Origin of the sequence: Sporosarcina sp. 6E9, from assembly GCF_017921835.1 — a bacterium.
Classification (GTDB): domain Bacteria; phylum Bacillota; class Bacilli; order Bacillales_A; family Planococcaceae; genus Sporosarcina.
Window position 1 is genome coordinate 1,691,912 of sequence record NZ_JAGEMN010000001.1, and the last position, 19,512, is coordinate 1,711,423.

Annotated in this window: 24 protein-coding genes; 2 read left to right on the forward strand and 22 right to left on the reverse strand. The window is 37.5% G+C overall.

Translation table 11 applies throughout. The annotated features are described in order from the left end of the window. Positions 1-109: 109 nt before the first annotated feature. From J4G36_RS08715 to J4G36_RS08775, 13 genes are all read right to left on the reverse strand, one after another. Positions 110-1,462, reverse strand: coding sequence for a murein hydrolase activator EnvC family protein (locus J4G36_RS08715; RefSeq protein ID WP_210469626.1), 1,353 nt, complete (start codon positions 1,460-1,462; stop codon positions 110-112). Positions 1,463-1,508: 46 nt separating this feature from the next. Then, positions 1,509-2,393: a permease-like cell division protein FtsX gene (gene ftsX / locus J4G36_RS08720; protein WP_210469627.1), complete on the reverse strand. Its 885-nt coding sequence runs from the start codon at positions 2,391-2,393 to the stop codon at positions 1,509-1,511. After that, the gene (ftsE, locus tag J4G36_RS08725; RefSeq protein ID WP_210469628.1) at positions 2,383-3,069 is read right to left on the reverse strand and encodes a cell division ATP-binding protein FtsE; all 687 of its coding nucleotides are present in this window, start codon (positions 3,067-3,069) and stop codon (positions 2,383-2,385) included. The genes ftsX and ftsE overlap by 11 nt, the downstream gene beginning before the upstream one ends. Positions 3,070-3,275: 206 nt before the next feature. Continuing rightward, positions 3,276-3,605, reverse strand: a complete 330-nt coding sequence (gene cccB, locus J4G36_RS08730) for a cytochrome c551 (protein WP_210469629.1) — start codon at positions 3,603-3,605, stop codon at positions 3,276-3,278. A 271-nt stretch (positions 3,606-3,876) separates the two neighbouring features. Beyond that, positions 3,877-4,978 (reverse strand): peptide chain release factor 2 gene (gene prfB / locus J4G36_RS08735; protein WP_210470498.1). Its coding sequence is split into 2 segments (ribosomal slippage): positions 3,877-4,905 and positions 4,907-4,978, totalling 1,101 coding nucleotides; the frame shifts between segments, so codons are not numbered across the junction. A 34-nt stretch (positions 4,979-5,012) separates the two neighbouring features. Next, the gene (gene secA / locus J4G36_RS08740) at positions 5,013-7,520 is read right to left on the reverse strand and encodes a preprotein translocase subunit SecA (RefSeq protein ID WP_210469630.1); all 2,508 of its coding nucleotides are present in this window, start codon (positions 7,518-7,520) and stop codon (positions 5,013-5,015) included. A gap of 142 nt (positions 7,521-7,662) precedes the next feature. Beyond that, positions 7,663-8,229, reverse strand: a complete 567-nt coding sequence (gene hpf, locus J4G36_RS08745; RefSeq protein ID WP_210469631.1) for a ribosome hibernation-promoting factor, HPF/YfiA family — start codon at positions 8,227-8,229, stop codon at positions 7,663-7,665. 413 nt (positions 8,230-8,642) lie between these two features. Next, positions 8,643-9,257 (reverse strand): ComF family protein, encoded by a 615-nt coding sequence (locus tag J4G36_RS08750; RefSeq protein WP_368668740.1) that lies wholly within the window; start codon positions 9,255-9,257, stop codon positions 8,643-8,645. A gap of 147 nt (positions 9,258-9,404) precedes the next feature. Continuing rightward, on the reverse strand, positions 9,405-10,226 hold the full coding sequence (locus J4G36_RS08755) for a DEAD/DEAH box helicase family protein (RefSeq protein ID WP_246880449.1): 822 nt from the start codon (positions 10,224-10,226) through the stop codon (positions 9,405-9,407). 35 nt (positions 10,227-10,261) lie between these two features. Beyond that, a complete protein-coding gene (locus tag J4G36_RS08760; protein WP_210469632.1) occupies positions 10,262-10,615 on the reverse strand; it encodes a YhjD family protein in 354 nt (117 codons plus the stop codon). 15 nt (positions 10,616-10,630) lie between these two features. Beyond that, positions 10,631-10,831 (reverse strand): hypothetical protein, encoded by a 201-nt coding sequence (locus J4G36_RS08765; RefSeq protein WP_210469633.1) that lies wholly within the window; start codon positions 10,829-10,831, stop codon positions 10,631-10,633. A gap of 77 nt (positions 10,832-10,908) precedes the next feature. Next, the gene (locus J4G36_RS08770; RefSeq protein ID WP_210469634.1) at positions 10,909-11,736 is read right to left on the reverse strand and encodes a helix-turn-helix domain-containing protein; all 828 of its coding nucleotides are present in this window, start codon (positions 11,734-11,736) and stop codon (positions 10,909-10,911) included. 32 nt (positions 11,737-11,768) lie between these two features. Further along, positions 11,769-12,119, reverse strand: coding sequence for a hypothetical protein (locus J4G36_RS08775; RefSeq protein WP_210469635.1), 351 nt, complete (start codon positions 12,117-12,119; stop codon positions 11,769-11,771). A 157-nt stretch (positions 12,120-12,276) separates the two neighbouring features. Between J4G36_RS08775 and J4G36_RS08780 the strand changes: the two genes are divergently transcribed. Together J4G36_RS08780 and J4G36_RS08785 are read left to right on the forward strand one after the other, a co-directional pair. Next, a complete protein-coding gene (locus J4G36_RS08780; RefSeq protein WP_210469636.1) occupies positions 12,277-12,486 on the forward strand; it encodes a helix-turn-helix domain-containing protein in 210 nt (69 codons plus the stop codon). Between the two features lie 14 nt (positions 12,487-12,500). After that, positions 12,501-12,731, forward strand: coding sequence for a hypothetical protein (locus tag J4G36_RS08785; RefSeq protein ID WP_210469637.1), 231 nt, complete (start codon positions 12,501-12,503; stop codon positions 12,729-12,731). A 51-nt stretch (positions 12,732-12,782) separates the two neighbouring features. Here J4G36_RS08785 and J4G36_RS08790 read toward each other — a convergent pair whose 3' ends face one another. The 9 genes from J4G36_RS08790 to J4G36_RS08830 all read right to left on the reverse strand — a co-directional run bounded on the left by J4G36_RS08790 (position 12,783) and on the right by J4G36_RS08830 (position 19,509). Next, complete coding sequence (locus J4G36_RS08790; RefSeq protein WP_210469638.1) at positions 12,783-13,208, reverse strand: hypothetical protein; 426 nt, start codon at positions 13,206-13,208, stop codon at positions 12,783-12,785. Beyond that, positions 13,201-13,857, reverse strand: a complete 657-nt coding sequence (locus J4G36_RS08795; protein WP_210469639.1) for a Panacea domain-containing protein — start codon at positions 13,855-13,857, stop codon at positions 13,201-13,203. Before J4G36_RS08795 ends, J4G36_RS08790 begins: the two co-directional genes overlap by 8 nt. Before the next feature lie 131 nt (positions 13,858-13,988). Then, positions 13,989-14,927, reverse strand: coding sequence for an N-acetylmuramoyl-L-alanine amidase (locus tag J4G36_RS18475; protein ID WP_246880450.1), 939 nt, complete (start codon positions 14,925-14,927; stop codon positions 13,989-13,991). A 42-nt stretch (positions 14,928-14,969) separates the two neighbouring features. Then, positions 14,970-15,428 (reverse strand): phage holin family protein, encoded by a 459-nt coding sequence (locus J4G36_RS08805; RefSeq protein ID WP_210469640.1) that lies wholly within the window; start codon positions 15,426-15,428, stop codon positions 14,970-14,972. A 130-nt stretch (positions 15,429-15,558) separates the two neighbouring features. Next, a complete protein-coding gene (locus tag J4G36_RS08810; RefSeq protein WP_210469641.1) occupies positions 15,559-15,714 on the reverse strand; it encodes a hypothetical protein in 156 nt (51 codons plus the stop codon). Between the two features lie 52 nt (positions 15,715-15,766). After that, positions 15,767-15,940: a hypothetical protein gene (locus J4G36_RS08815; RefSeq protein WP_210469642.1), complete on the reverse strand. Its 174-nt coding sequence runs from the start codon at positions 15,938-15,940 to the stop codon at positions 15,767-15,769. Positions 15,941-16,030: 90 nt separating this feature from the next. Then, positions 16,031-17,374, reverse strand: coding sequence for a hypothetical protein (locus J4G36_RS08820; protein WP_210469643.1), 1,344 nt, complete (start codon positions 17,372-17,374; stop codon positions 16,031-16,033). An 82-nt stretch (positions 17,375-17,456) separates the two neighbouring features. Continuing rightward, the gene (locus tag J4G36_RS18835) at positions 17,457-19,412 is read right to left on the reverse strand and encodes a metallophosphoesterase (RefSeq protein WP_210469644.1); all 1,956 of its coding nucleotides are present in this window, start codon (positions 19,410-19,412) and stop codon (positions 17,457-17,459) included. Beyond that, on the reverse strand, positions 19,363-19,509 hold the full coding sequence (locus tag J4G36_RS08830; protein ID WP_210469645.1) for a hypothetical protein: 147 nt from the start codon (positions 19,507-19,509) through the stop codon (positions 19,363-19,365). Before J4G36_RS08830 ends, J4G36_RS18835 begins: the two co-directional genes overlap by 50 nt. Positions 19,510-19,512 lie beyond the last annotated feature (3 nt).

A 19,512-nucleotide genomic window follows, 5' to 3' on the forward strand; every position in this document is an offset into this window, starting at 1 on the left:
AATATTATCTCCTTAATATGCTTTGCTCCTATACAGCTTATCGAAAACACAGTTACTTGGCGATATTTTTGCCCACGAAAAAGCCCTCACTAGGAGGGCTTAGTGTTTATTAAAATGGTACGTAACTTCTAGGGTTTGCCGCTGAATTTCCATAACCAGTCCAACCGCCAACATGGAATTCAAAATGAAGATGTGGTCCGGATGATCTTCCTGTATTTCCCATTCCGCCAATAACCTGGCCTTTAGCAACAACTTGACCTGAGCTGACATTTACACTCGATAGATGTGCATATAATGTCGTATAAATTTTTCCGTCAACAGAATGCTTAATCATAATTATATTTCCGTATGTACCAAGTACACCCGTACGCTGAACAACGCCATGTCCCGCCGCTAGTATTGGCGTTCCAGGAGAATTTGCGATATCGATTCCACGATGATTAGACGATGCAAAACCAATGTTACGATATCCATATTCAGATGATATACGCCCCGCTGCCGGTCTTGTCCAATTTCCAGCTGATACAGATGGTGCAGGTGCCACTGGTGTAGCTGCAGGTGCAGCCGGTTTAGACGAATTCCCGTTGCTTTTACTTGCCGATGCTTTGCGAGCTGCCTCAGCTGCTGCTTTCCGTTCTTCTTCCTCTGCTTTCTTTCTAGCAATCTCTGCTTGACGAGCTAGTTCCGCTATGCGTGCTTCTTCAGCAGCAATCGCTTGCTCAACTTCTTTACTGACTTTATGTGCTTCATGATATTCTTTTTCTAACTTTTTCTTTTCTTTACCCAATTTCGCTTGCTCTGCTTCTAATTCATTAACCAGTTGAGCCTTTTCTTTTTTCTGAGAATCAAGGGATGCTTTTAATCTCGTTAGTTCATCTTTTTTCTTTTCTTGCTCACTAAGTTTCTGTTCAACTAATTTCTTCTCTACTTCTAACTGTTCTTTATCTTCATTTTGCTGCTTCATAATATCGCGATCCGCTTCCATTAATGTGCTAACAGCAGAAAATCGATCGATAAAATCTGAGAAACTGTTTGCGCCCAGTAGTACATCCAAATAGTTTACTTGTCCGCCCGTGACTTGCATCGCACGAATACGATCACGCAATACAACGTCGCGCTCTTCAATTCGCTTTTCAAGTTGCACAATGGATTCTTGCAGTTCTTTGATTTCTTTCGTAGTCTGAGCAATTTCCTCTTCGACTTGTTCGATATCAGCATTCGTTTTATTTACTTTATTCGTCAATTCATTAATTTGAGTACGAATTGCTTCGACTTTCGATTCAACTTTACTGATTTCAGAGTCTTTCACTTTAATACCGGTATTTAATTCCTCTTTTTTCTTATCTAAATTTTGTTTTTCCTCTTTCATATCGTTCAAAGAGCTAGCAAAAGCTGAAGGATTTTCTATTGTGGTTGTTAAAATTAATATTGCAACCAAAAACGGCAGCATCCATTTTGACATTCTCAACTGATTATTTCCCCTTTCGATTCCTTTATCTCTTTATCTATCAAACTCTCAAAAACTTTCTAACTGACATAAAACTACCCCATATACCGATGAAGATCCCCAAACCGAGAATCAGGGCATTTAATTGGTAAATAAAAGGAGTTACCTCAAGTAGTTTAAATAAATCTCCTTCGATTTTAGGCTCGATGATATCGTATAGATTAAAGTAAGCAACTGTTAAAAGTATCATCGGTATAAGTGCGCCTAAAATTCCAAGCCAAATCCCTTCTAATATAAAGGGAATTCTAACAAAGTTATTTGTCGCACCAACAAGTTTCATGATTTCAATTTCATTTCTTCTTGCATTAATCGTCACTCTAATCGTATTTGAGATTAAGAACATTGCTGTGAATAATAGGGCAATAATTAAACCGAGTCCAACATTTCGACCCGATTCAAGAAAACCGAATAACTTCTCAACTTTCCCTGCTCCATAAATCACTTCGTAAGTATATTCAAATGTATCAATTTTTTTCGCAATTTCAGCTGTCTGATGGGGATCGACTGCTTTCAGATAAAACGCATGTCGAAGTGGATTATCTTGTTTGTATAAACCAAGTTCATCTCCAAATCCTTTAATCATTTTGCCTAATTCTTGTTCATTTGAAGAATACTTCAAATCCTGTATACCTTTTATTTCACGTATTTCTTTTTCCAATTCGCTAATTGCTTCTTCATCTGCAGCTAAATCAACGATTACTTTAATTTCAACATCTTTTTCGATATTATCTGCAATTTTATTTAAATTCATCATGATGACGATAAAGACACCAACAAGTAAAAGCGTTACAGTTACTGCACTTACAGAGGCAAATGTCATCCAAGCATTTCGACCAAGGCTTTTAAAGCTTCCGGTTAAGTGCCGGCTAAATGTTCTAAATTTCATAGCCGTATGCACCTCCGTGTTCATCGCGTACGATAAGCCCGCCTTCAACTGCAATCACTCTGTGTTTCAAAGTATTGACGATATCTTTGTTATGGGTAGCCATAATGATTGTAGTACCTCTTGCGTTTATTCGTTCGAAAATATCCATTATTTCATAAGACGTTTCTGGATCGAGGTTTCCTGTAGGTTCATCTGCAATAACTAATTGTGGAACATTCACTATTGATCTCGCAATTGCTACTCGCTGCTGTTCTCCGCCAGATAATTCATTGGGAAACATCCGCGCTTTATGTGCTAATCCGACTAATTCCAGCACATCAGTAACCTTTTTTCGTATTCTAGTAGGAGTTTCTTCGATTACTTCTAGGGCAAATGCGACATTTTCATATACGTTAAGTTTCGGTAATAACTTAAAATCCTGAAATACGACACCAATTCGTCTGCGTAAATAAGGAACTTTTCTTCTTTTCAATGTAGCTAAATTAATACCATCTATAATTATATCACCGCTAGTTGGTACTTCCTCGCGGTACATCATTTTAATGAATGTAGATTTTCCTGCACCACTTGGACCAACAACGTAAACAAACTCTCCGCGTCCAATTTCTATATTAATACCATTTGATGCAACTACACCATTTGTATATTTTTTATAGACATCTTTCATCACAATCATGCTAAAACCACCTGAATCTTTAATAAATAGATTTTATTCAACAACAACAGTATAGCATGTTTCTCTCAATCTAATTATTACAGTTATATTTCATTTGTTTAACCGAAAGTTATTTGGGTAGTAATATTTCCAAACACTAAAATAATGCATTTTTCTACAATAAAAAATCACTAGCGGAAAAGTTTCCGCTAGTGATTTTTTATTACTTATTTCTTTTCTGCAAGCCATTTTGCAACTGCGTCTGCTTCTTCACCTTTGATGAGTCCGCCTGGCATTCCGCCTTGACCATTGATAATAATATCGTGGATTTCAGATTCTGAAAGTTTCGAGCCGACATCTGTTAGTCCAGGTGCACTGCCGCCTTCCAAGTTGTTACCATGACATGCGATACATTTGTTGTTGACGATTTTTTCAGCATCTACGCTCGCTGTTTCTCCGCCTGTAGTCGCGCCTTCATCCTTTGTCTTGTCTCCGCCACCACATGCACCGAGCACAAGAAGTGATGCAAATATTGCTGCTAAAAGTTTTTTCTTCATGCTGTTTCCTCCCTTGATTTATAGTTTGTAACAAAGGAATATAAATATACATTCCTCTATTTCAGTATACCAAAAACACGGAGCATTCAACCTATTCATGCCGAATCATAATTCCTGGAAATTAATACAAACATTGTCATGACAAGGTTTTCCAAAACATGTCACATTTCTGTGAACACATCTTTTTGATGCTTTTCTGTTTTCCAAAATGAACTGCTGATATTTATGCTATGGTACTTATATTTACCTATTTGTCTTTTTATAAACATTTTCAAGATATTTGAGAACGTAAATAGGCATTAATAAACGGATCAAGCTCGCCGTCCATGACAGCACCGACGTTTCCAGTCTCCATATCTGTCCGATGATCTTTGACCATAGAGTACGGGTGGAACACGTATGAGCGGATTTGACTTCCCCAACCAATTTCTTTTTGTTCTCCTCGAATTTCGAGGAGACGCGCTTGTTCTTCTTCAACTTTAATTTGATACAATTTCGATTTTAGAAGGTTCATCGCACGCTCTCGGTTTTTTATCTGCGAACGCTCTGTTTGACACGTTACAATTGCTCCAGTCGGTAAATGTGTAATCCTAACGGCAGAGTCCGTAACGTTTACGTGCTGTCCGCCTGCACCACTAGATCTGTACGTATCGATTTTCAAGTCTTCTGTACGAATCTCAATGTCGATATTTCCGTCAAACTCAGGCATGACTTCACATGACACGAATGATGTGTGACGGCGTCCAGATGAATCAAAAGGTGAAATTCGAACAAGTCGATGGACACCTTTTTCAGCTTTCAAATAGCCATACGCATTATGACCTTTTATTGATAACGTGACGGATTTTACACCGGCTTCGTCCCCCGCTTGATAATCGAGCGTTTCAACTTTGAAGTTATGTTGTTCAGCCCAACGCGTATACATGCGTAGGATCATGGATGCCCAGTCTTGAGATTCAGTACCGCCTGCACCAGAATGCAATTCAAGAACCGCATTATGTCGATCAAATTCGCCACTGAGAAGCATATGCAATTCGAATGCAGCAAGTTTTTTCTGGAACGCCTTTAATTCACCGCCAAGCTCTTCTTGAAGCTCCTCGTCAAATTCTTCGCGTAATAAATCATGCGTCATTTCTAGATTTTCTTGTTCATCTGTTAATTCTTTATAGTCGCCAACAACGTCTTTCAACCCATTGGATTCAGAAATAACTTTTTGAGCCGATTCTTGATTGTCCCAGAATCCAGGCTCCGCCATCATTTCATCAAGTTCTTGTATTCGAGCCTCTTTGTTTTCTAAGTCAAAGAGACCCCCTAAAGTCCACTAATTTCTTAGCTGTATTGTCGAGCTCGTTGCGTACATCTGATAATTCAATCATAATAAGTTCCTCCTGAAATGGGTTGTGTCGCTTAGTTTCTACCGTGACACTGTTTAAATTTCTTACCGCTACCGCATGGGCATGGGTCGTTACGTCCAACATTCACCGTGCGTCGCACCGGCTTTTTCTTCACTGGTTCGCCGTCGTCTTCTGGTTTAACTGCATGACCTTTGACAACTTCTTCACGTTCTAAATTATTGCGAATTTCCGCCTTCATCGCAAATCTTGCTGCGTCATTCTCTATTGCCAATACCATTTCTTCAAACATCGCGAATCCTTCGCTTTGATATTCACGTAGCGGATCTGTCTGTCCATAGGCACGTAAATGAATTCCGTGACGTAGTTGCTCCATTGCATCAATATGATCCATCCACTTCGAATCAATGGCACGAAGCAAAATAACTTTTTCGAATTCACGCATGCGCTCTTCAGACATTTCTTCTTCTTTCTCATCGTAACGGGCGAATACAGCCTCTTTAATATATGCTTTTAATTCTTCAACTGATTTCCCTTCTAAATCAGATTTCTTGATCTGACCCTCAGGAAGTAAATTTGCACCAATGAAGTCTTCAAAACCTTTCAAGTTCCACTCGGCTGAGTCATCTGCCGTTGTATAAGCATCGACCGAACGATCAATAACATCGATTAGCATTCTTTCAACGATTTCGCGAATGTTTTCAGTCTCAATAACTTCATTACGTTCTTTGTAAATAATTTCACGTTGTTGACGAAGAACATCATCATATTGAAGTAGACGCTTCCGCGCATCAAAGTTATTCCCTTCGACGCGTCTTTGCGCCGATTCAACAGAACGGGAAACCATTTTAGACTGAATAGGCGTTGTATCATCCATACCAAGTCTGGTCATCATTGCCTTCATTTGGTCTGACCCGAAACGTCGCATCAATTCATCTTCAAGCGATAAATAAAACTGTGTGATCCCCGGATCTCCTTGACGACCAGAACGTCCGCGCAACTGATTATCAATTCGGCGTGATTCATGTCTTTCGGTACCAAGAACTGCTAGGCCACCAACTTCAATAACGCCTTCTCCAAGTTTAATATCTGTTCCACGTCCTGCCATATTTGTGGCAATGGTAACAGATCCTTTATGACCGGCTTCTTGAATTATTTCTGCTTCGCGTCCATGATTCTTCGCGTTTAACACATTATGTTTTACACCGAGTTTCTTCAGATAATTAGAAATTATTTCCGATGTTTCAATCGCAACCGTTCCCACTAAAACGGGTTGGCCTTTTTCATGACGAACCTTAATATCTTCCGCCACCGCTTTAAACTTCCCATCCATTGTTGAATAGATCAAGTCTGCACGGTCATCACGGATGATTGGGCGGTTAGTCGGAATCTCAATTACATTCATATTGTAAATATTACGGAACTCTTCTTCTTCCGTTTTTGCTGTACCCGTCATTCCAGAAAGCTTATCGTACATTCTGAAGAAGTTCTGGAATGTTATCGTTGCTAATGTCATTGATTCATTTTGCACTTCCAGGCCTTCTTTGGCTTCAATGGCTTGGTGAAGTCCATCGCTGTAACGACGCCCTTTCATCAAACGACCGGTAAATGAATCGACAATCACAACGCTGTCATCTTCAACAACATAATCAATGTCTATATGCATACTAACATGCGCTTTCAGTGCTTGGTTTATCCCATGTAGAAGCGTCACATGTTCTAAATCAAATAAATTATTGATACTGAATGCTGCTTCAGACTTTTCAACACCTTTTTCAGTCAAAACAACGCCTTTTGTGGATTCATCAAAAGAATAATCTTCTTCGACTTTCAATGTCGTGACAAACATATTTGCCAATCTATATAGGTCTGCCGCCTTCGCAGCTTGTCCTGAAATAATAAGCGGTGTTCGAGCCTCATCTATTAAGATGGAATCAACTTCATCTATAACACCAAAATGAAGCGGACGTTGCACTCTCTCGTTACTATAAAGCACCATATTGTCTCGTAAATAGTCAAAACCCAGTTCATTATTCGTACTATAAGTCACGTCTGCTTCATAAGCTTCACGTTTTTCTTCCTTGGTCATGCTATTTAAGTTCAAGCCTACGGATAAGCCAAGAAACTCATATAGTTCGCCCATTTCATCGGCATCACGACTCGCAAGGTATTCGTTTACCGTGACGACATGCACGCCCTTGCCTTCAAGCGCATTTAAATAAACCGCTAAAGTAGAGGTCAATGTTTTACCTTCACCGGTTTTCATCTCTGCGATATTACCTTCATGTAAGGTAGCCGCACCGATAATTTGCACACGAAATGGATACATGCCGAGAACGCGTCGTGACGCTTCACGGACGACAGCAAACGCTTCGACTTGTATATCATCAAGCGTCTCGCCATTTGCGATTCTTTCTTTAAAGATTTCGGTTTTTGCAGTTAAATCTTCATCAGATAACTGTTCCATTTCAGTAGCTAAAGCTTCGACTTGATCAGCAATTTTTTCAAGTCTTTTTAAATCTCTTTTATTTGAATCAAATATCTTACTTAATACGCCCAGCATTTAGGTCACATCCTCATTTTGTTCACACTTTATTTTACCATTGCGAAATGCCCTGTGCAAATGTACCACTACTTATTTCTATATTGAGTAAAGAAAATCCTCCAAGTGGACAAGCACACTTGAAGGATTATAATATACTTATTTAATTTGTTTCGATTAAACCGTACTTACCATCTTTTCGTTTATAAACGATATTCGTTTCATCTGACTCTGCGTCAGTAAAGATAAAGAAGTTATGCCCGAGCATATTCATTTGTAGAATTGCTTCTTCTTCGTCCATCGGTTTCAAATCAAAGCGCTTTGTTCTGACGACAGAAAACTCGTCATCTTCATCATCATATTGTTGCCCGTTATTCGCTTTGCTCTTGTTAACTGAAGCAAAGAACGCTGCCACGCCTTCTCGCTCACGAAACTTACGATTGACTCTTGTTTTATATTTTCGAATTTGACGCTCAAGTTTATCGACGATTAGATCGACAGCTGCATATAAGTCATCATGTCTTTCTTCAGCTCTTAACGTTAAATTCTTCATCGGAATTGTTATTTCCACTTTTGTTTGTTTGTCATTGTACACTTTTAAATTTACGTTTGCAGTAGCGTTCGCACCATTTGTAAAATATCGTTCGAGCTTCGTTACTTTGTTTTCTACATGATCGCGAATCGCTGGAGTCACCTCTATGTTCTCGCCGCGAATGTTAAAATCTAGCATATGAACTCCTCCTTTATTTAACCTTACTGTACACTTCTATACGTTCCCCCAAAAGTCCTTTTTAAAACCTTTAAAAGTTTTAATTATTTGACGAAATGTGTCGAAACATCGACAAGCCAAAGTTAGTCGATAACCGTTATTTTTGACTTGATTTAAATACTTATTGATCGATTAAGCTTTCCCCACCCCTCCAATCCACAGCGATGGTACCACTTTTTCTACAATAGCAAAGTATGACTAATCAATGAATCTTCGACAATATTCACAAGGTTTTGTTTGGCGAAGTGTCTAGTAATGTTTTTTCAGTTTTCATTCAAATCAGCGGATTTATATAAAAAAGATACACCATCCGTACTTTAAAATTACCACACTTTTAGCTGTTTGAATAGTTTGACGCCTAATTATTCAAAGTATTAGTCGTTTAATCTAGCCCGTATTAGGGTGACCGCTTCTACTTCCTTTGCACCGGCTTCGATTAGAAGTGCAGCTGCGTGACGAAGCGTTGTACCTGTTGTATAAATATCATCGATTATTAAATAAGGTTCATATTCGATTATTGCATTCGATTTTAGGTTGAATAAAGGGGAAATTGCCAGTCGTTCTTTTTTAGATTTTTCGCCCATCGTCTCATCGTCTTTTTTTTCTAGTACATCACTATACGATATACGTGCACATTTTAGTAGTTCTTCAACATGCGAAAACGTGCGTGCAACTTTTCTTTTGGGATGCATGGGTATCGGAATAATATTTACTTTTGATTTAACAACATCGCGCAATTCATTTTTAAATACATTTGCAAGCGCAATATCTTGCAAAAACTTATATTGATGCAAGTAATCCCTCATAGCATCATTGTATTCATAAAGAGCTGTAATATTTTTCAATAGAGTATCTTCAAATTTTTGATTGGACCTTTTAAATCTTGAAAAACATTCAAGGCAAACGACCATTTCATCATCCAATGCCAATAAAGATTTCCATGATGGCCTCGTTAAAAGTTCTACATTACATAAAAGACACTCTGTCACAAGGAAGCACCACCTTTATTCAAACGAAGTATCTCTCTTCTGGCATCATCCATCGCATGCGATATCCCGTGATGAAAAAGGACGAAGTCTCCCGAAGGATAAGCCGAAGATCTACCCACTCGCCCTCCAATTTGAACGAGCGCGCCACTAGTAAAGATGGAATGCGATGGAATGCTCTGCGCCTACCACCGCCACTTGAACATTTGGAATTGTAATGCCGCGCTCTAATATTGTGGTCGTTAGCAACCCAGGAAGTTCTGAATCACGAAGACTTTGTACAAATTCTTTACGTTTTTCATTGGACGCATGTACGGATTTAATACGACTATCCAAGGTTTGGAATAAAGGTTCCGCTTCTTCCATTAATATAATATTGTGGAAGAAAATTAGAAATGGCTCTTTTCTATTTAATCTTTCTTTAGTCCACTTCATAAGCTTCGCAGGAAGTTTTTTCTTTTTTATTTTCGAAGCGTAATTCCATAACGATTCATAACGTGCCTCCGGAAGCGCGTACCCGTGATAACGTCGATTGATGGTTGAAACCGCGCCTTCTCGTTCTATTTGAATGATTAGCTTCTTTGAAGGCGTAGCTGTAACTGAGTGTATCGGAGCCTTATCTTTCGCCGCTTTTTTAACGGCACGCCGAAGCGTTTCGTCAGCTGTATAAGGAAATGCATCTGCTTCATCCACAAAAATGACATCGAACGCTGCTTGAAACCGGTATAGTTGGTGGGTTGTCGCAAGAATTAATTGGCATAGCTCATTTTCAACTGTGGCTCCGCCATATAAAGCAGCGATTTGGGTTGCAGGGAAAGCCGCACGAAGTCGAGGTTCTAGTTCAAGGATAACGTCGACTCTGGGTGCTGCAATACACACACGTTTTCCCTCTTCTAGCAGTTTGTAAATTGGATCAAATAGAATTTCAGTCTTCCCCGCTCCGCAAGCGACTAATAACGACGACTGAATCATAATCGATTTTAAAAGAGAGCCCAAACGCTCTCTTTTTATATTTGAAACTTATTCAGATACTCACTCATTATTTCTTCAGTACCTTCTTTCAATTGGACACTGGAATACCTCTTGCGTTCTTCAAAGGAAACACTCGAAAATATGAATTCCGTAAACTCTTTATCACTTTTATACCTAATCAATTTCATGTTATTACGTCCAAGATAAATATTAGTTTTCTTCAATTCTAATCGTGCATGTTCAAGTGCCTGGTCAATCATCTTTGCATATGGTCGTTTAAATTTGAGTTGAGTCTCTTCTATAGTATGTAAATCCATTTCTAGTACTTTTATTAACATTGGAAGATAAATAGCATTATTGAAATATGGTAAAGCTTCTTTTGGAATCAACTAGATCACTTCCCTTTAAATAACATTAACTGCAACAGGTAAACCAACTTCGCAAAAACTGCAGACGGCATCAACTATTATTATATCCCCTTTTACATCCTTAAAGTCAGCTGCATACTCCGCACTCTTAAATTTGAGATTTCCACGTTTACAGTTTTGGCATCTTACTTGTTCGGTTTTTTTCTTTAACCCCATTGTCATTTGTATTAAGTCCAACAGATCCCCCTCCTTTTTCAAAGTGCCTAATTCGACATTGATTTTAATTATCCTTTATTTTCGACAAATAAATATATTCACCACTCCAGCCAATTTTCAACTTTATAATTTGATTTACGATAAATTTGTGCGGTGGTGTCTTTGGCTGCAGTATAAAGTACAGCAAATAAGTTACGTACTTTCCCACGTTTATATGCATTGATTACAGACAGCACAGCATCACTAAACAAGCCTTCATGCGATTCAAACATGATTGACTTATCAATGATTGCTTTACCACGTAATAATGTGCCATACGCTTCGTACAGGTCGTCCAGGTTAAAATATGGGGACAGCAAATCATAAAGATACGTTGGCATCTTATCGCGTAGTCCACGCTTTAAATCTTCTTTGACTTGTTCATTTGTCTTTGATTCTTTAGAAATCTTGACTACTTCTTTTTTATCCACAAAATCTATGTTTCTAGTATCGTTAGTATTACTTGAATTTAATTGAGTATTTGTAAGAGCTTCTTTGGTGTGACATTCCGGTGTGACATTGTTGTTATCATCTTCTTTTTCTACTGCTACAAATACGATTGCGTTGCTGGATTGACGCTTGTCCCCGTTGTGGCGTTTAAGTTCGTGTTGGCTAATGATGCCAAGCGTTTCAAGTTGATTACACGCTCTAATAACTGTACGGCGAGATACACCCACCATTTCAGCAATCTTGTTTTTCGACAAATAACAAACACCAGGATACTTACAAGAATAACGGTGCAACACGTCCAGCACTTCTTTCGTGGATGGTGTTAATTGATCAGCATATAATTCGCGTACGTGTATCGTATTTTTGTTAAGTTCGTCTATATGAGCGAACGGTTGTAATAATTTATAAGTATCAATTGTATTTAATAGTGTGGACATGTTGTCACCTCGCTTTCATTTCCCCTGATTGGTTATTTAATCTTTATCATTTCTTTAACATCGTTCATTGTGTATGGCATCCCATGAACTGGAATAATTAAAAATTGATTATTTTCACCTGAATAATACGTTTCTATTTTTACTTCTTCCGTTTCACCATTCAAAAAATAAATTCTTACATCCATCCCTCTCACCTTGCCTTCATTCCTGATTACCACTGAATCTAATTTTAGCAACGCATCTAACTCCTGTTGCATCTCTACGAGCATAGCTTTTCTAAATGCCAACGCCCTTTCTTTATTTTCGTAAGAATGAATTCTTCTTGACTCTTCTTCCTTCATCCCTCTTTTGAGTAATCTAATTGCATGCATAAAATTTGTCATTCCGTTTCCATCTCCTTTTACTTGGTTTATCAACATGTCGCTATGTCGTTATACTTATACTAATACCAATATATCGATATGTCAACATTTAATTTACAAATAGCGATATCGTGATATACTTGAATTAATAAAAATATGAAATAAGGTGGTGGGAGGTTTGGAAATAAGATTTAAATTAAAAGAAGCACTAAATGAAATAGGCATGTCACAAAAAGAGTTAGCCGAAAAATCGGGATTGCGAGCAAATGCGATCAGCGAAATGGTTAATAACCAACGAACTACTATTAATAGAGAACATGCAGCATTAGTAGCCAAGGCATTGGATATCACTGATATGAATGAATTATTTACAATTGAAGATAAATAGGGGGGGGATTTATAATGGGAGAAAAAATAATCGATATAGAAAATCGTTACGTTATGGAAATAGATAGGATAAAGTATATTCTTTCATCATTGGAAAATGGACGTATATATGAAAAGACCGGTGTTCAAAGCGATGGATATTTAAATACAAATGTTTCAAAATTGAAGAAGGAATTAAATGAGTTATTCAATAAGATTCAATACGGAAAAGAATCCGATCTAGATAGAATGGGAGATTTCTTTTAAATTAAAAAAAGGCGACCACTCAATTAAATGAGCAGTCGCCTTTTTTATAACCTAATTTTTTATTTTTATCTTATAGTTTAATTCACTTAGAGTTCGAGCATTGATTGGATGCTCAACGAGCTCAGAATGATTAGAAGTATCGTTCACTTGATTGTATAGACTTTGGCATATATCCTTTCGGCTATTAGTAAGTAAATCTCTACTAATTTCAGCATTTTCAATTACAAAAGTCTTGTCGCAATCTATTAGAGTTTTCTTGAGAAATGGGTTACGTTGTAGATTAGGATCTTCTATTACACGTTTATAAGGCAATTTATTTTTCCCTAAATGATAAGGTTTTAATGATTGACACGTTAAGAATCGTCTCTTGTCATTAGTTTCATCTAAGTAAATATACATGTGTGGAGCAACTGCAAGACTTGCTTTAATTGTAGAATACGGTATTTTCATTATTATTACGTCTTTAACTTCAATCAATCAAAAGCACCCCTTCGTCAGACAAAGAAACATATACTGGATTCTCTAAGTCTTCATCTACTAAATTTAAGAATACATTCTTTTGATCTTCCGTAAGTCGCATAAAATCCCCGATAGATAAAAGAAAGTTTTTATCCATAATCGATATCACTGCAGAGTTGTCTATTAATTCACTAGGGTACATTTCTCTCAATGTTCTTAACAAGAGAAAATCGTCTTCAGTAAAATCCTCTTCTCTAATGGAGATATTTTTTTCTCCACGTCTAATTGCCGGCTCGTGAACTTTCCAAGCATCTAACTCGTGAGTTAAATCTGAAAGTTCGTCTTCATTAAGAATTTTAACAAGAAATCCTGACAACTTTGCACGTTCTTCATTTATAGAATCGATTAATTCAATCTCTATAGACTCTACAGCAGGAAAAAAAGCAGGACCATGATAAATATAATCTCCGTATACGTTACTGAAGACAGGACCATTTGGATAGGCTCTTAGGTAATTGAAATCAGCGTCTTCGCCATCCATCTTGGAGAATGCTTCATAGAAAAATAAAAACTTTTGTAACTTTAGATTCTGCGTAAAATCTTTTGGTTGATTAGTTGACAACCAACTTGATAATTGTAGTTTATGTGCATTACTGTTAAGGATCATAGTAATTCCCCCTTATAATTAATACTAACTTAGGGATGGATTTTTGCAAGGCTTATTCCTTTTCCCCTTTTTAATTTTCAGAAATATAAAAAAGGCGACCGCTCAATTAAGAGTAGTCGCCTCTTTACATCTTATTTAATTACCGCACCGGTACCAGGTCCAACGTAGATGTTGCGTTTACCACGCCCTGTATTAATCGTCACAACGTTCGGGTAAGGTCTACCCAGTATGTCATAGGTTAAGCCACCAAATGCGCTAGGCGTTAATGACCAGTCGCTGTTAGCCGCTACAGGTTGCACATTAAGTTTGTACGTGCGCCATGTTTTAGCCGACTTTGGTAAATGGACCGTATTCTTTTTTGCTTGCGGTTTAGGTGCTGGCTTAGGCGAAGGTTTACTTGTCGTTTTACCTAAGTTTATTTTTTGCCCAATCTGCAATTGAGTTGGTTCAACACCCGGATTCGCTTTATTTAGATCATCAACAGTTAATTTTAAACCTTTAGCAATACTCCAGAACGTATCACCCTGCTGAATCGTGTATTGATTCGGTAATGCTGAAGCTTTTATTACAGTTCCCTTTTCGGAAAGAACTTTTCTAAAATCAAATACAGGACATGGTTTCCATTCATAACCGCTGAATTCATTATGTCCTTTCACGTATTTCAAATGAGTGTATTCTTTTTTCAGCGCATTCACTAGGTTGCGCAAACTTACCTTTTGTTCTTCTGTTGGTTCTTCATATCGAAAATCTCCTGTCAGACAGATCCCCACACAATAATTATTGTGGTTTCCGACGTGGTAAGTTCTCAATTCGATGTTGTTACAAAACTTGATTGTGCCATCTGGCTCGATGACGTAGTTGTAACCGATGCTTGGCCACCCATGAGTATCAACATGATATCGAGAATAACTCTCTGCATTTGAGCCCGCTAATCCTCTACGCGTTAGACTATGGTGGATTGCGATTGTAGTTTTACCTTTTAATGATAAAACTGGAAACTTTCTAGTCGGATGTCTTTTAACTCTGCTTCTAAAATCCACAAATTTAGGTATGTTTAATAAACCTGCCATTTATATCAATCTCCTTTTTTAGTATAAAAAAAGAACGACGATTTACTCGTCACCCTTTTCTTTCAACTGTTCATTTACTTTGCTGCCAGTCAATTCCTCACGTACTTCTTCACCGAAAGTTTGACTGTCACTTTCAATATTTCGAAGTTTTTCGGCCAGTCCTGCCGGAACCAATACATCTAATTCAGCCATGTTTTCAATTATCGACAATCCTTCGTTGGCCAAGTAAAACAACACTGTCGCCAACGTCAAAATTCCATCTAAATTGAGTACCTGATCCACAACATTTGCAAGAATAATCATGACTAGCACTAGCATTTTTCTAGCATAACCGAATAGGCTTTTCCGACTCCACAAGTTTTTATTCTTAAAAGCTTTAAACACCCCAGTTATAATATCCAACGCCATCAGCAATAAAAGTAAATGTAAAAACTTAACTCCCCCAAATAGATACATATGCACAATCTCCAATTGTTCCAAATTAACAACTCCCAATAACATAGATTTTCACTCCTCTATTTTTTTTCATCAAAAAAGAACGCCCGGTAAGGACGTTCTCATGTGTATTTGATATAAGAAAAAGCACCTCGATTGAGATACTTTAAATTTGTTGCATTTTTAATATTAGTTCTTATCGATTTTCTCTTACCAACTTATAATACTTCAAGTAAACTCTTTCAATTTCTTCTTCAGTAATTTGATAACTTGCGCTTGCCAACTTGCTAAAGTGTAAATTAACTAACTCCATAGCAACATCATAACTATTTCTTCCTGTTTGTTTTTCCATTACAATCCCCTCCCTTTCATCATCATTCGACAATTGGAAGGGAAGTCCTCTTTTATTCACTTACATTTTCAAACATGACAATGTCATAAGGATCAATTGTCTTTGGACCTGTAGTGGTTTCCACAGTTAATCCCCCGTTACCATTCTGTAATTCATTCATGACTTTCTGTGGGTCACCTTCCAGGATATGCACGTCCTTGTTTAGCAATGTAATTTTTGTTTTCAATTAAATTCCCCCTTTCCCCGTCGTTATTCGACAAAAGAAAAAGGGAATCCTTCTTTTAATTTTAATATTTTCTTAGTCAACATTATGTTCCTACTGCGCAATTGATTTGTTTAAACAAACATCTTTTTCTTTAATAAGTACTGGTTTTCTGAAAACTAAAGCGAATAGTAATATCATTTCAACTCCATAAAAGTTTTTCATTCCACCAACGAGCATAAACAACAAAATTACCAGTACTAACCATGAACGATTTACTATGACTGTTCTCGTAAAACCCTTCAACATGATAACAAACCACAGAATCGTCCCTATTATTCCAACATTAACTAATAAACTTGGGATAAAGCCATTGATGCTTGTCGTTCCGAAACCTACCCCGATTAGCGGATTGTGTTGGAATAGGTCTAATCCATTTTCTAGGGTAAGCATTCTCACACCGTCAGAACTCCCAATATCTTCACCTTTAATGGCTGCCTGAATTCTTAAAGTATAATACTGGAACATCAGTGGGTTTCTTTGTCCGAATACGAGCAACCCGATGAGTCCGAAAAATATTAAGGTTCCTACTTTAATGACGATATACTTTCCTTTGCTAAACAGATACATTATAGACATAACCAGGAATATCCCAATGCCAGCAAATGAGCCACAAAAAAATATAACATACCCAAACAATACGAAATACATAAACCTCTGTCGCTCTGTAAATAATTTATCAGTAAATAATATCAATATCGCAGGAATGAACGATTGAGCGTAGTGACCCGGTTCTAAGGTTAGCCCTTGGAGAACTGGAGAACTGCCTCTTTCGACCAACCAAGTTAATTGGCTATTGCCCACTCCAAAAATCTGTCCTGCAATATCTATGAAGATATTTGAATTGAATAGTTTTGTTATCTGTTCAAATATCCCCATAAAAGCGAATACCGCAGCTATTTTCACGATAAATCTTTTTATTTCATTAGACCTAGCAACATCCCTAATTACATATTTATCTATAATATAGTAAACAGCAATAAATAGAATTATACGAAATACCCTAATAACATGAGATATATTCAAAGTAGCTTCTGTCATACCAATTCTTCCGTAAAAATAATCATCCCAACTACTACCCATAGGGATAACCATCGGTGCACTCCCATTAACTAGAGCAAGGAATCCAGTGAAAATGACTATCGCAAAAATCAATAAATACATTATTGTCGGGATTCTAAACTCTAGCCGTATTTTAATAAAGCTAATTAAGATCGCTAACACAAGCAAAACTTCTGAATACGCCAACTCGAATGATCCTACTTTTAAAAAATAGCCCATATTAATATACACTGAAAAAACTACTAAAATCTTTATTACAAACAACAAATAATCTTTTTTTCTTAGTAACCCATACCCCAGAATAATCAATAAAATAAAGCTTCCTAATGTCAACAAATTAACCCACCACCATTTATCCAATACTTATACAGTGGCGGATTTTTCCAATATTGTCAACTTTATTTTCCCCCAATATCACTTAATAATTAAACTTCCTATCGCTACCGACACCAATTCGAGTGATGTTAACAGTCCGAGTAGCTTTGTTAATGGTGAAGATATCGAAGGCATTTTCCGTGTTTGTCCCTAACGTTTTTTGAGGGGCTAGAGCGTCTTTGTTTAAGCTGTCATTTATGGTAACTACCGCTTTGAACGTGAAGTTAGACGATAACGTAATGTACTGATCTCTGTGATAGTGACCTGCTATCCAACAAATAGCGTCTCCACCTTTACCTGTATAATCTACAGATACATTAACCTCGAAATCAGTACCTACTTGACCGCTACCAGTGTAAGTAGTTTTATCGTTATACGCTTGTAACATACTCATGGCTATACTATCATTCTTGATTAACCCTTGATTTATTGGAATATGTGAGCATACAACAACGCCCCATTCATCTGTAGGCGTGTTTAATGCAACGTTTCCAAACCATTCCAATTGTTCTTGTCGAAATGCCCAAGTGTCCATACCTCTATATACAAGCGTTCCGTCTTCATTTCTGATATACGGCACGTCTAATGAGTTAAGGCTGATGTAACGAACTTTGCTAACCTCGTCATCAGCGTACAGGAATTGTCCTGTTTTCCCTGCCTTGAATTTCGAGTCTGTTGTGATGTAACGAAAAACTTCGCTATACATTTCATTTCCAAATACCGTTTTATCGTAGTTATTAGTTATCGAATTATCATCATGATTTCCAATTGTCATAATGCACTTATTCTCAACAGCCTTAAAAAGACTTCGCACTTCTCTTAATTCTTTGATTGTCTGTTCTTTTGTTACGCCTGCCGCACCGCCTACATGGTCACCGCCGTTAAAGAAATAAGGTACGTCACACTCTGTCAACACTTTTTCCATTATAACACCGCTCTTTTTGGCGTTTTCAATAACGTGCATATCAGTGACGAAACCAAAACTAGTACCATCTATACCTGCATTTGCTTGATGAGTTTTTATTACCTCAATCTTTTCTTTCACATGGTTTTGCCAATAACTAGGTATCCGGGAAACTTCACCATTCGATGGGTCTGTTATGGTTGTACCCTCCAAAGCTGTTACTCTTTCATCAATCACCTTCAGCGAATTTTCTTTCAGCTTTATTACTGAAAGCCCTTGAATTAAAGGATGATAAGATGTAATTGTTCTTTTGTCTTTATGTTGGATTACAATGCGAACTTTTCGGTCATTCATTTTCGATATAGTTGTTGTAGCCGTGAACCATGGAGAATAAGAACCTGTAAAAACTCCGCTAATTGTGTAGTATGCTAACTGGAAATCGAAATTCGTCCCATCAGTGAAAGCAAATTCAACTTCCTTATCAAGCGTTACAAAGTTTTTGGTTACAGCACCCGTCTTGATATTTTCGTTAACGTTACCCGACTGAATCAACCCAACCGTCCAGTCCAAACTTAACTTTTCAACGCCGATAAGTTCTGACATCTTACTGTCTAGTTTTTTTAAACTAACCGCACTTTCCGTTATGTTTACGGGAATAACAGCGTTTTCTCCAACTACTGCAACACTACCGCCTGATATGGACTCTTTAATATCTTGTCCCATATTAGCCATAGACCAAACAGTGTCATAGGTTGCTTTATTTTCTAAGCCACTAACTACATCTGCTTGATTCGCCTTTTCCCCCAAGTGTTGACTAACTTCTGTGTAGTTTTGATCTATTTTCTGGTCGGTTTTAGCTAAACGATCCTTCAAAAGCGGTTCGCCGTCACGAGCATCAACCACCTCAGACGGTTGCGGATTTTCATGAATTAAAGTATCCACACGGTCCATTTGTTCAATCGAGCGCTGTTTCGCATCTTCTGCTGTTTCTCCTGTAACTTCCATACTTTTCGCAATAGATTCCCGAACATCTTTACCGTAAATCTCATTTCTTACTTTGTTTGCTAACTCTTTTATACGTTGTGGTATTGACACGAGCCTCAACTCCTTCTGTTTTCGTTCTTATTTCCTCTGCTTTTTGACTGAGTAATTCAGCTAGTTCAATTAACCTTTCTGCTGCAGTTTTGGGCATAAA